Annotated in this window: 14 protein-coding genes; 4 read left to right on the top strand and 10 right to left on the bottom strand. The window is 34.1% G+C overall.

Translation table 11 applies throughout. From position 1 onward, the window contains the following. Window positions 1-64: 64 nt before the first annotated feature. The 4 genes from RLT85_RS08150 to RLT85_RS08135 all read right to left on the bottom strand — a co-directional run bounded on the left by RLT85_RS08150 (window position 65) and on the right by RLT85_RS08135 (window position 4,066). Window positions 65-1,288 carry a beta-helix domain-containing protein gene (locus RLT85_RS08150; RefSeq protein ID WP_311401536.1) on the bottom strand — a complete coding sequence of 408 codons (1,224 nt, stop codon included), beginning with the start codon at window positions 1,286-1,288 and terminating at the stop codon, window positions 65-67. A gap of 54 nt (window positions 1,289-1,342) precedes the next feature. After that, a complete protein-coding gene (locus tag RLT85_RS08145) occupies window positions 1,343-1,864 on the bottom strand; it encodes an outer membrane protein (RefSeq protein WP_311401535.1) in 522 nt (173 codons plus the stop codon). Between the two features lie 107 nt (window positions 1,865-1,971). Further along, entirely contained in the window at window positions 1,972-3,618 is a 1,647-nt protein-coding gene (locus RLT85_RS08140; RefSeq protein ID WP_311401534.1) for an ELWxxDGT repeat protein, read from the bottom strand. A gap of 52 nt (window positions 3,619-3,670) precedes the next feature. Beyond that, complete coding sequence (locus RLT85_RS08135; RefSeq protein ID WP_311401533.1) at window positions 3,671-4,066, bottom strand: DUF4870 domain-containing protein; 396 nt, start codon at window positions 4,064-4,066, stop codon at window positions 3,671-3,673. Window positions 4,067-4,323: 257 nt separating this feature from the next. Between RLT85_RS08135 and RLT85_RS08130 the strand changes: the two genes are divergently transcribed. Beyond that, on the top strand, window positions 4,324-5,046 hold the full coding sequence (locus RLT85_RS08130) for a LytR/AlgR family response regulator transcription factor (protein ID WP_311401532.1): 723 nt from the start codon (window positions 4,324-4,326) through the stop codon (window positions 5,044-5,046). A gap of 5 nt (window positions 5,047-5,051) precedes the next feature. Then, window positions 5,052-6,554 carry a histidine kinase gene (locus RLT85_RS08125; protein WP_311401531.1) on the top strand — a complete coding sequence of 501 codons (1,503 nt, stop codon included), beginning with the start codon at window positions 5,052-5,054 and terminating at the stop codon, window positions 6,552-6,554. 38 nt (window positions 6,555-6,592) lie between these two features. Here RLT85_RS08125 and RLT85_RS08120 read toward each other — a convergent pair whose 3' ends face one another. Next, window positions 6,593-7,159, bottom strand: a complete 567-nt coding sequence (locus tag RLT85_RS08120) for a DUF3109 family protein (protein ID WP_311401530.1) — start codon at window positions 7,157-7,159, stop codon at window positions 6,593-6,595. 141 nt (window positions 7,160-7,300) lie between these two features. On the opposite strand from RLT85_RS08120, the gene RLT85_RS08115 reads away from it, so the two are divergent. Both RLT85_RS08115 and RLT85_RS08110 read left to right on the top strand, forming a co-directional pair. Then, a complete protein-coding gene (locus RLT85_RS08115; RefSeq protein WP_311401529.1) occupies window positions 7,301-7,876 on the top strand; it encodes a MarC family protein in 576 nt (191 codons plus the stop codon). A gap of 2 nt (window positions 7,877-7,878) precedes the next feature. Next, window positions 7,879-8,079, top strand: coding sequence for a hypothetical protein (locus RLT85_RS08110; protein WP_311401528.1), 201 nt, complete (start codon window positions 7,879-7,881; stop codon window positions 8,077-8,079). Here RLT85_RS08110 and RLT85_RS08105 read toward each other — a convergent pair whose 3' ends face one another. The 5 genes from RLT85_RS08105 to RLT85_RS08085 all read right to left on the bottom strand — a co-directional run bounded on the left by RLT85_RS08105 (window position 8,080) and on the right by RLT85_RS08085 (window position 12,460). Then, the gene (locus RLT85_RS08105; RefSeq protein ID WP_311401527.1) at window positions 8,080-9,669 is read right to left on the bottom strand and encodes a S41 family peptidase; all 1,590 of its coding nucleotides are present in this window, start codon (window positions 9,667-9,669) and stop codon (window positions 8,080-8,082) included. Window positions 9,670-9,672: 3 nt separating this feature from the next. Further along, the gene (locus RLT85_RS08100) at window positions 9,673-10,104 is read right to left on the bottom strand and encodes a deoxycytidylate deaminase (protein WP_311401526.1); all 432 of its coding nucleotides are present in this window, start codon (window positions 10,102-10,104) and stop codon (window positions 9,673-9,675) included. Window positions 10,105-10,150: 46 nt separating this feature from the next. Beyond that, window positions 10,151-10,732, bottom strand: coding sequence for a HupE/UreJ family protein (locus tag RLT85_RS08095; protein ID WP_311401525.1), 582 nt, complete (start codon window positions 10,730-10,732; stop codon window positions 10,151-10,153). 90 nt (window positions 10,733-10,822) lie between these two features. Then, entirely contained in the window at window positions 10,823-11,029 is a 207-nt protein-coding gene (locus RLT85_RS08090) for a hypervirulence associated TUDOR domain-containing protein (RefSeq protein ID WP_311401524.1), read from the bottom strand. 324 nt (window positions 11,030-11,353) lie between these two features. After that, window positions 11,354-12,460 (bottom strand): mechanosensitive ion channel family protein, encoded by a 1,107-nt coding sequence (locus tag RLT85_RS08085; protein ID WP_311401523.1) that lies wholly within the window; start codon window positions 12,458-12,460, stop codon window positions 11,354-11,356. Window positions 12,461-12,792: the final 332 nt, after the last annotated feature.

The raw sequence follows: 12,792 nt of genomic DNA, 5'->3' as shown, positions 1-12,792 counted from the left end.
GATGTATGTAATTAACCTCTTAACCCAATTCACAAGATGAAGGTGTTAGTTATTATCTCATACATTAATCGTGGCATATATAACCACCGCTTACGTTATCTGTCGTATTATTACTTTCTGAAAAGTTTGGATTGTCCTCATCACCATGATTAAATACTGCGCAAGCTGCAATATCTTTAAAAGTTGAACTAGAAACATTTAATACGGGTTCTGTCCAAAATTCAATAGCACCATCAGCTCCTGCACCGCCCGCATACTCTATCAAAACATTTTCCATTTTGTTTTGAACGGAAGTAGATCTATAGCAGAAAATAGATTTCCAAGCACCTGGTGATTTGGTTACTCCAGTAAAAACAATTGGATTTGTTGGTGTTCCTACTGCGATTAAAGCGCTGCCTTCATCAAAAAGTTTATCAATCGTCATTCCTTTGGTGTCTTCAAATTCAAGAATAACACCAGGTTCTAGTGTTAACTTTGCTCCATCTTTAATAATTATATCTTCAGCTACTCGATAAGGTATCCCTAAATCTTTCCAAGTATGAGAAGCATCAACAGTACCCGTTGAGCCACCATTTAATCTAATCACATCCGTAGTGTTTCCTGTAAAATCACCTCCAGAAATAGTGCTTAGAATATTGGTATCTACAAACATGGGAACATCACAATTAGTGATGATACAGTCATTTATCTCAGCATCATAATCATAGTTATTAGAAAATAAACCATAATTTAATCCATTTCTTATAGTTACATTATTTAGTCTATAGTAGGCATTAGGTGTAAAAATTAAACTACCTAGTTGAGTAGCTGCTCCCAAATTACCAGCCCCAGCATATTCAATAGTGACATAATCAAATCGATTTTTTATTTTTTCACTATCTGAAATAATTCCTTTCCAAGCACCTTTAACTTGTGCAGCCGAACTAAAAGCGATAGGTTTATTTTCTGTACCTACGGCATTTAGAGATCCGCTTTCTCTAATTTTCATCCCTGCTCCATCCGTAAACTGAATAACTACGCCAGGTTCAATTTTTAAGTCAACTTGAACAACGGTTACACAATTAATAATATAATCTACCTCATCGTTTAGGTCTTCTAATAAAAGAATAGCATCTGCATTGTTAGCCTGAAAAGAATCACAATCTAAGAGTATAGCTTGGTTATTCTCTTGCGGAGGATTAGTTCCAGTATCATCTAAAGTATCATCGTCGCTGCTACAGCTAGTAAATATAGAGCCTACTAAAAGCAAAGCGAATAAGGGGTTAAATTTAATTTGAATAGTTTTCATTATAATTAGGTTTTTTTGGGTTATACTTTTTTAAAAAATAGGGGGTTACAAATATTATATTTTAAATTTCACACCGGCCGCGAGCACAAGCTGACCCCCATCAATAATAACATACTTGAGCTCTGCAAACGGTGTGATTTTACTGTCTAAATTTAATTTTGCTCCCCCTCCAAGGTTGAGACCAAAACGGCCATCAGAGCTTGAGTAATCATTACCAAATAAAGTAGATCCATCATAGCTTACTTTAACACTGCTATAATTAAGTCCTCCAAGACCATATACATCAAATTTTTCCTCCTGTATAAAGTAGTAATTGGCATTGGCGTTTACCTCAAACCAGTTCACTTTAACTGGACCGGTTTCTTTGGGGAGGTAGAATATAAAACTTGGTGAAATACTTAGTTTGTCCATAATGCCGAATTCTGCATTAGCTCCAATACCAATATTTTCAATTTCGGTACCGTAAGCCAACATGCCTCCAATGTTCGTTTCTATTTCTTGAGCATGTGTAGTTGAGGGAATAAGGCTTATTAGAAATAAGCTTAGACTGACGATAATTAAATTTTGTTTTTTCATGATAGATTGGGTTTAATTAGGGTTTAGATTTAAATTGATCTCCCTGTGCTAAGACTACAGAAGCTTTCTCCTTCTATAGTCTCAACGAGGATTTTTTTCAGAATTAATTAATTTTTTAGAATTTGTTTGGTCAAGCTTTGATGATTATCTGTAGTGATTTTTACAAAATAACTTCCAGCAGTAAATTGTGAGATATTAATTTCAGATTCTCCTTCCCAAGTTTGTAGGTGCTGTCCCGTGATAGAAAGAAGCTCCACTTTTTGAATGTTATGAGCAGTGGTCTCTAGGTGTAAAACATCTTGAACTGGGTTGGGATAGACTACAAAGTCACTCTCCCCAGGTGTATTGACATTTAGGTTATTGGTAGTTCGTTTATACAGTTTAATACCATTACCGTCATAATCTGCTGTATAATAAAGTGTACCAGCCACTACAGCATGTTCAAAAGTAGCATTAGGAATAGGATCGCTATTTGGTGCAATAGTAGGCGCGATGACTTGTGTTCCTGATGTGGTACCGTCACTTACCCAAAGCTGTCGCCCGTTTGAGCCATCGTCAGCTGTAAAATATAGCCTATCATCATAAGTAAATGTATTGCTTAGTTGATCTGATGTCGTGATGATTTTAATAGTATTAGTTGCTGTCCCATCAGTTACCCATAATCCATAACTATTACCATCATAAGCTCCAAAATAAAGCTGACCGTTATACTCTATAAAATTTTTAGGATTACTATGGCCGCTATTAGTTGAACCAGGATTAATATCTTTAAACAATACTGTTCCAGTCTCTGTTCCATCAGTTACCCACAGTTCGGTTCCATTGTTCCCATCGCCAGCTTTAAAATAAACCTTGTTGTTATATGCTGTAAAATCTCCAGGAAAACTATTAGAAAAACTACTTGTATTAATGTCTTTTAACATATATGTACCAGCATTTGTACCATCGGTTATCCATGGCTCATTACCATGTGAGTTATCTTTTGCTGAAAAATATACTTTATTACCAGCTGCATAAAAAGAGGTGGGATAACTAGAAGAAGAGCCTGTTTTGATATCTTTAATCAAATTTGTTCCGTTTGTTGTTCCATCAATTCCCCATAGTTCAGTCCCATGCGGATTGTCTTTTGCATTCAAGATGATTTTTCCGTTAGATACTGCAATACCACCATTGGTAAAAGGGTTGCTACCATCAGAAGAAAAATTAATGTCGGCTATTTGAGTAGTTCCACTTTCTGTCCCATCGGTTACCCAAGGTTCTATTCCGTCAGAGCCACCGTCTGCTGCAAAATAAAGGCTTCCGTTAAACTCTATGAACGAATATGGATTACTCTCTCCTCCATTTTGTATATTTTTAAGCAGAACTAGTCCTGTTCCATCAAATTCAAATAGTTCTCTGTTGTAAGTATTACTTTCATTAAGAACTGAATTCATAATTAGTTGGTTGTTAAAGACCGTGAGATATTTAGGTTGAGTCCCTGGAAAACTGGGTGTTGATTGGTATGAACGTACACTAGTTGTAGTACCATCGCTACTCCAAAGCCAATTTTTACCTGTTTGTTGAAAATCTGCAGCAAAAAATAGTTCTCCATTATATTCGGTTAAATATGTGGGAGTTATGGCATCTGGACTTACTAGTTCAGGAGTTTGTGCCATAAGGCAGTTGGCAAAAAGTAAGGCTATCAAAAAGGAACCCGTTTTAGAGAACCCGTTAAGAATTTGTTTTTCACTTGTAAAGTAATTTTTAAGTTTCATAATATATTGTTTTAGTTTAATTTTCTATTTTATTGTTTAAGGTTTCAACTTCTCAAATATTCTTAAACCATTCTTCAAATTTTTCACCGAGCCATGGTACGGGCACTTGTCTGCCATTAATAGCATTCATCAAGCCCGTAATCCATAAATAAAGCAGTCCTAATGATCCTAAGAAACTAACGATCCAACCCAAGACCGGGATCATCCCAACCACGAATAGGGCTAGTCCTGTTAAGGCTATCCCTAAAGATTGTTTGATGTGGTATGTAGGAAAGACTGCTTTTTTTTCGTTATTCATTATAAAGGCTATAATCAAACCTATAACAGTAATGTAAGCGATGATAGCAATGTTTTTATCCTCTGTTGCAAGTGCTGTGGTTGCATGTCTGGTATGTTGTGCGCTAGCATCTTCCGAATGCATTTCTGATGTATTTGTTTTTGGGTTCATAATATTTTTATTTATACAAATGTTTATATAAATAACTGATATTCAAGGAGAGAATGTATGACTGGGGCTAAAGACTTTATAACAGGTAGGATTTTGAAGATAATTGGTATTTGTTGGTTTATGAGTAATAAAGGTTTACCAATAATCATAGTAACCAACCCAAATACACGCTTTTTTATACCAGCTATACATTTTTGATTTGGTTGACCTATATTTTTAGTATTTTTAAGAAACTCTCACGTGTAAAACCTTTATTTATGATCAAAATAGTTCTTATAGACGATGAGCCCAAAGCCATAAAAAGTTTAGAATGGGAGATTACTAATTTCTGCAAAGAAGTAGAGATTATGGCCACTTTTACTAAGCCAAAGGAGGCCATTAATTACTTACAGCACCATGATCCAGATTGCATCTTTCTAGATGTAGAAATGCCAGAAATGGATGGATTTCAACTTTTAAACCATTTTAAAAAAAGAAATTTTTGTGTGGTTTTTGTGACGGCATATAATCAATACGCGATAGAGGCAATCAAGGAAAACGCGATGGATTATCTGCTAAAACCTATAGATTCTGATGATTTGATTCTTACCATAGAGAAACTTAAAGCCGATAAAAAGAATGGACGTACCTATGACGCTTTAGAAGAACGCCTACGTTCTTACACAAATAAACGCATCGCTATTCCTGTGGAAGGAAAACTGATCTTCATCAATACAGAAAACATTATCTATTGTGAAAGTGACGGCAATTATTGTAGAATACATGTAAGTGACAAAAAACCTTTATTTATTTCCAAAAAACTAAAAGAAGTGCAAGCTATTTTGCCCGAAGACGATTTTTTTAGAGTACACAATAGTTATATCATTAATCTTAAAAGAGTAAGTGAATATCTAAAAGCAGACGGCTATGTAGTTCTTGATAACCGAAAGGAAATACCTGTGTCGCGCAATAAAAAGTCCGCCTTTTTGGATAAAATCTAATCGCAATGCAGTTTTTTTCTACTTTTTTCTTTTGGCAATTAATGGTAACGGCTTTATCTATACTTAGTATGATAAGCCTTATTATTGGTTTTCACTCCCGGGAGAAAAGTTTCTTTTTTTATGGCGTTTATACCTTTTTCTTATTGTTTTATTTCATTCTTGCCTCTCCCTATGATTTTGAGTGGTTAAATAAACTGTATGCCACATCTTTTAAAGCGCTTCGTTGGTATGCACAGATAGTATATAATTGTGCTTATTTTATATTCTTCCTTTATTTTTTAGACCTTAAGATTCATCTGTATAGATTTTACAAATTTATAATAAAGGTTGTGGGTGTTCTATTTACCGCAGGAACGCTGGTTTTTGTGTATGCGATACTTGCAAAAGATGCTCCTCTTTTCACCAATTTTTATATTTATCTTTTTGTGCCTATTATCTTTTGCTTTGCTGTGTATACCTTAGTCAAATCTGTAGCGCTTCCTGGTAAGTTGAAATACTTTTTTATTTTAGGAGGAGGTACCTTTATCGTTTTCGCGATGATGGCACTTTTTTTACCTATTCTAGGACTTCGTTTTTTTTATATCCAACCTTATGCACTTTTTCACATAGGCATATATTTTGAACAGTTTGTGTTTGCATATGGTTTGGCTTATAAGGTAAAACAGATCAATACAGCTTTAATAGAAAAGTCATTGGAAAATCAGCAAATTAAAGAAAAGCAAAATCGGTTTTTAGAAGAAAAGTTGAAAGAAAAAGAAAGTGAAATCTTAGCTATTACCGCTAAGGCGGAAGAAGAGCGAATATCAAGACTTAAATCTAAATTTGAAAATGAAATTCATCACCTGCACTTGGTTTCTTTACAAAGCCAGATGAATCCACATTTTATTTTTAATGCACTTAATTCTATCAAGGTATTCTTGATTGAAAATGACAAGGAACAAGCCATTTATTACTTAAATAAGTTTTCAAAACTTATTAGAGTCATCTTGGAAAGTACGAAAGTAGAAAGTATTACTTTGGAAGAAGAATTATCGGTTTTAAAACTTTACGTTAATATTGAAAACATCCGTTTTGAGAATAAAATCAATTTACAGATAAAAAATCCTGAAGAGATTAATCTTAAAAATATACAGGTGCCGCCTATGATTTTGCAACCTTTTATAGAGAATTCTATTTGGCATGGATTAATGTTGAGAGCAGGAGAAAAACAGATAGAACTTAATCTTTCTGAAACACAACAAAGAATAGTTTTAAAAATTTATGACAATGGTATAGGTCGGCAAAAATCACGACAAAATGTAGGGAAAAAACTATTTAAAAAACAATCTGTAGGACTAAAGATTAATCAAGAGAGGCTCAATCACTTCAATAAAAAAAGAGACCTTAATTATTCTTTTAAAATCAATGATATAAAAGATAACTATGGAAAAGCGAGAGGCACAGAAATTGAATTTTCGTTTACCAAAGGGCAGAAACGATACCACAATCTTTTAAAAAGCGGCTCTTAAGAACTTTAATTTATAAATTTAAAAAAAAGTAATAATTTCTACTGAATTTTGAGCGCTATCTTTTCTATTTCCTCATACCAATCTTCGCCAAATTTTTTAATAAGAGCTTCCTTTACAAATTTATAAATTGGAGTTTGCAATTCTTTCCCCAAAGTACAAGCATCATCACAAATAGGCCAGCGATGGTAATTTACCGCAGAAAATTCGGAATATTGTTGAACTCTTACGGGATACAGTTCACAAGAAATAGGTTTTTTCCAAGAAGTTTCTCCTGCTCTATATGCAGCCTCAATTCCGCAAAGGGCAGTTCCTCGATCATCAAAAGTGACATAGGCACATTCAGCTCCGTTTACTAAAGGAGTTTCTAACTCTCCAAAACCATTTTCAATATGCGTGCCTTGTTCTTCTATAGCCACAATTCCCTCTTCTCTTAAATAAGGTTTTACTTTAGCGTAGACGTCTTTTAAAAGAGCTACTTCTTCGGGTTCTACAGGGGCTCCTGCTTCTCCTTCTACACAGCAAGCTCCTTTGCAAGCGCTAAGATTACACACAAAATCCTTAGTAAGGATATCTTCTGAAACGATGGTTTTTCCTATTTGAAACATAACACAAATTTAGATTTATTTTTATAGGAAGTAAGCCGAAATATAGGATTTAACTTTTAAGAAAAGATTCACGTTTAAAAGCTTGTGGAATAAGCTTTTTGAAATAATTTTGCGCACTTTTAAATTTAGAGAAATTTTGTTATGAAATTTGATTTTAGACAAATGATTACCGCAAGCTTAATTTTATTTGCGGTGATAGATATTATAGGGAGTATTCCCATTATAGTTGACTTGAGAAAAAAAGTAGGGCACATTCAAAGTGAAAAGGCATCCATTGTTGCTGCCATCTTAATGGTCATATTTCTTTTTGTAGGAGAAGAAATTTTAGGACTCATTGGGATAGATGTCAACTCTTTTGCCGTAGCAGGTGCTTTTATTCTATTTTTTTTAGCCTTAGAAATGATTTTGGGAATTCAATTATATAAAGATGATGCGCCAGAGACTGCTTCTATTGTACCCCTGGCTTTCCCTCTCATTGCTGGTGCGGGAACCATGACGACTTTGCTTTCTTTACGAGCAGAATATGAAACCATAAATATTATTTGTGCGATAGGAATTAATATGATCTTTGTATATTTGGTATTAAAGTCATCCGCTAAAATTGAAAAGGTGCTAGGTTCCCAAGGAATTAACGTTGTGCGTAAAATTTTTGGTGTAATTTTGTTAGCAATCGCGGTCAAACTTTTTGCGACCAACATTCAAAATTTATTTTCTTAGAGATGAAATATTTTATTTACTTTTTGATCTTATCTGCATTCATTTTATTAGGCTATAACGCTACTTTAATAAATGTAGATGATTTATTTGCCAAAGACAGCAGTATAGCTTTAGCAGGAATACTTGCTTGTTTATGTGTAATTGTCTTAATGCTTATTTTGTTGATGTCTAGAGCAATCAAAGAAAAATACGAAAGCCAATAATTAGTTCGCTTTAGTTATTTCGAGTACTTTATTCACCATAGGATCTTCTTGGTTTATAATTTTTTCCATCGCATTAGAGCCAAATAATTGTTGTGCAATCGTAGCTTTTAGATAGCGTTGGAGTAAATCTTTGTATTTATTGACATGGTAATCAAAATTAAAGCTTCTTAGGTACTCTATATAAGCTTCCACCATCTCTTCAGAGATTTTAAAATTTTCTGAAAACTCTTCCAAATTTAAAGATTTGTAATACAATCTATCTTTTTCTAATTCCGAAAAGATAAAGCGATCCATCACGCCGCTTCTTAGCATATATGTAAGATTTTCCTTATTAAAATCGGTGTCTTTTGGCACAAAGATGTCAGGAATAATTCCGCCGCCACCATAAACGATTTTTCCTTTTGGAGTTTTAAATTTTAGAGAGTCGTTTACGTGAATGCTATCTCTATGTTCTAATTCTCCATTTCTATAGCGTTTTTCATAATCTTTAAAATAATCCTGACTTCCGTTGGTGTAAGGACGTTGTATAGATCTTCCCGTAGGCGTGTAATATCTTGCCACGGTTAATCGTACTGCGCTACCATCGCCAAGCTCCATCTCGCGTTGCACCAAGCCTTTTCCAAAAGATCGTCTCCCAATAATGGTTCCTACATCATTGTCTTGCAAAGCGCCTGCGATTACTTCACTAGCAGAAGCGGTGTTTTCGTTTATCAGCACATAGACTTTGCTGTTTTCAAATTTACCGCCGTTGGTAGAAAAGGTTTCTTTGACAGAGTTATTTTTATTCTTAGTAAATAAAATGAGTTGATCTTTTTTTAAAAATTCATTCGCGATCTGGGTAGCTTGCTCTACATAACCTCCACCATTATCTCTTAGATCTAACACCAAATTTTTTGCGCCTTCTCTTAGTAAAGCTTCCGCGGAAGCGTTAAATTCATCAAAGGTAGTTTCAGCAAAACGATTAACTTTAATATATCCTAGATTTTCGCTTAACATATAAGCAGCATCCACACTTTTAATGGGGATATGGTCTCTTTTTACCTGAAACTCTAGCAAGTCTTTTTCTCCTTTACGGAAGACTTTTAAGGTCACCTCGCTGTTCACTTTTCCTTTAAGAAAATGGGTAAGCGAATCATTATCTAATTCTTGATTGAATAAAGGGATATTGTTTGCGTATAAAATTCGGTCTCCTGCTTCAATGCCCGCTTTTTCACTCGGACTTCCACTCAACGGCCTAATTACGGCAATGGTGTCATTAATTTTATAAAAATTAATCCCGATTCCTACAAAGTCGCCTTTCATGTTCTGCGCCACATCTTCGTAATTTCTTTTGGGAATGTAGGTTGAATGTGGATCTAAATTGGTTAAAATGGAATTCACGGTAACGTCTACAATACTGTCTGTATTTACGCTATCTACATACTCATAGTCTATATAATCTATAAGCCGGTTAAGTTTTTCTTTTTTAGCGTTAGACGAAAGAGGATTTTTAGTGCCTCCTCCAAAGTTGAGCATACCTCCCAGTATGACGCCAATAGCGAGAGCAGATCCAATGATAAGAGGTAAATATTTTTGTGCGTATGTTTTCAATAATTATTCATTTAATTGAGTAATGTGATCAATAATAACGCCTGCTTTTTCTAAAAATAGCAGACCTGCATTGTCTTTGTAATCTTGCTGATATACCACGCGTTTAATACCAGATTGATGTATAAGTTTGCTGCATTCCTTACAAGGACTCATAGTAATATATAAAGTAGCATCTTTACAAGATTGTGTAGAGCCAGCAACTTTTAAAATCGCATTGGCTTCTGCGTGGAGCACATACCATTTGGTATATCCTTCTTCGTCTTCACAAGGATTTTCAAAACCGGTTGGCGTACCATTGTAACCATCAGAAATTATCATACGGTCTTTAACAATTACCGCGCCTACTTGACGGCGATTGCAATGCGATAGTTTACCCCATTCTTTAGCAATGCGAAGATATGCTTTATCAAATTTATGTTGTTTTTTGTTGATCATAATTAAAACTTGCAAAGTGAAAGAGTATTATAATTGTAATAGGTCTTTAAAAAATCCAATTGGCCATAAGCATAGGAATCACTAAGCCTACGACGATAGAGGAAACCACCAGAATCCAATCTCTTTTAGAGAATTTGAAAATGGTTTGTACGATAAAGGCTAGAATAAGAACCACTAAAACAACGATAAGTTGAGCGGCTTCAATCCCTAATGCAAACTCTAAAAGCCGCAATATCTCCACGCCTTTACTGCCGGTTGTACTCAAGAAAAAAGATGAGAAACCTAGACCGTGAATTATTCCAAAAAATAAAGTTGCGATATACAATATGGTTAGTCTGCTCGAATTTTTTTTACCAGCGGTGAAAAGATTGTAAAGTGCGGTAATTAATATGGTAACAGGAATTAAAAACTCTACAGTAACACTGTTAGCATGAACCACATCATAAGCAGCCAAAACCAATGAAACGGTATGCCCAAGAGTGAATATGGTTACTAAGCCGATTACATTTTTCCATTGTGCAAACGTATAGGCCGCCACCAAGACAGTTAAAAACAATACATGATCGTAGGCATTATAATCTAAAACGTGGGTAAGTCCTAATTTAAAGTAAATCCAAAATTCATTCATAGCTACAAATTTATGCTATTTCAAACATACAGTCGAAAAAATAGACTACCTAAATTTTAATAAAAAAAGAGTAAATAGATAATAAATGAATTACACTTTAGACAGTGCTGTACCTTTATGAGATGCAATATGGTCAGATTTATCGCTCTTTATTTCATATTGAGGGTCATCTTCACTCGCGTGGTGCGTATAGCCTTTATACTGAAAATCTGAAGTATGTTTTTTAATGATTTTACCTGAAACCTGGCCCGCTTCAGAATTCCATTTTACGTGGTCACCTACTTTATAATTTTTCATAATTCTATCTTTTTAATGAGAAATATATCTTCTGCTATTAAAAGTAGAAAGAATTGCTGAAGTATGTTTTTAATTTAATTTCAGTTTAACTCTTTTGGAACGTGTTAAATAAAATCTATAAACTTTTGTTTCTTTCTGCTATCATTCAGAATTATTTTTTTCTTACTGAACACTGAACACTGAACACTGAACACTGAATTTTCACCTTTAGCCTTTTACTTAAAAATTTGCTATAGTTTCGATACAAAATCTTACCAGAATTCACTCAACAGCCACTTTTTTTCCGTTACTGAACACTGAATATTGCCTTTTTTTTCTCACCTCTCAGTACTTACTGCTCTTTATTTCTTCTTCTTTATTTTTAAAAATCAACGTGCGGTGAGGGTAGGCTAAATCAATTCCTTCTTTATCAAAACGCTTTTTTACCGCTTCTAATAAATCGCAACGCATATTAAAAGCGTCGCTAAAATTGCGAGCCCAAGTCCAAGCCCTAACCGTTAAGGTAGATTCGTTAATAGATATTAAGGCTGTGCGTACCATGGGTTTACCTTCCTTAATATCTTCTGGTGAGCGGTTATCAATGATTAAAGGATGTTTTTCGCATTCTTCTTGCATAATTTTTTTAGCTAAATCTAAATTGCTCTCATAAGAGATTTGAAATTCAATACGTTCACATATCTTAAGTTCTCCCAGATCATAATTAATCAATTTCTCTTTGTTAATAATAGAATTAGGAATCACAATCATTTTATTTTCAAAATTTCGAATAATGGTATGTCGTAGGGTAATATCTGTTACGGTACCAACCATAGTATCGGTGACTTTAATGATATCACCCACCCTAAAAGGCTTAAAAGAAATGATAAAAACACCTCCCACCAAATTGGCAAGAGCCTCTTGGGAAGCCACCCCAGCGATAAGGGCAATAACTCCAGCACCACCTAGTGCAGTTTGTGCAACCCCTTTTAAAGAAGGAAATGCTAATAATCCAAAAAGAATTCCTGTAAAATAAATACCAAATACCGCCACATAGCGTAAAAATTTGTAACTGGTAGGGTCTTCAGCGCTTAAAACCTTCCTAGAAATACTTCGCTTAAACCACATATTGGTAGATGCGGCAGCAACAATAGTAATTACAGCGAGTACACCCAAGTAAAGAATGAGCTTAAGATTTCTTTGAAGAACTCCATATTTTTCTTCACTTACAAATAGAGAACTCAATAATATAAAACCTATAACAAGCCAAAGGGCATTTAAGATTCTTTTCACCCAGTTAATCGCATTTGGGGTCTCTCCTGGATACTTTTTATTTTTCTGTTTTAATAACCATTGTTGTAATAGATTGGTAAAAAACCTTAATAGTATCACAGAAACGATAATGGCTATGCCATAAAATAACTCTGACTTATAGGTTTGAAAAAACACTATCATAGATTAAATATCTTTTTACTTATTTACTATAAAACTACACTAAAAATACCGTGTAGTATATTCTAGGCGACTTATGTTTATAGAAAACAATTAAGCAGCAAGATACGCAATTTGCTAATCACATCCCACACACATTTTTTATCTAAAACTCCTTATAAAAATAGTATTAGAGAAAAATGTAATTTTACTTCTTCAGCGTAAAACCTCTTTCTTATAAAGCGGATGAATGTATTAAATGTTAAATATTTGTCCTTATATATGCTAGATTCAAGTAATAAACGCAACTTTTGAGTTAAACAAAAGTTTTTCCATCATTTCTAATGGTGTATCAA

Source organism: Mesonia ostreae (assembly GCF_031845265.1).
GTDB classification, from domain to species: Bacteria; Bacteroidota; Bacteroidia; order Flavobacteriales; family Flavobacteriaceae; genus Mesonia; species Mesonia ostreae.
This window is presented reverse-complemented; position numbering and strand designations above follow the sequence as displayed.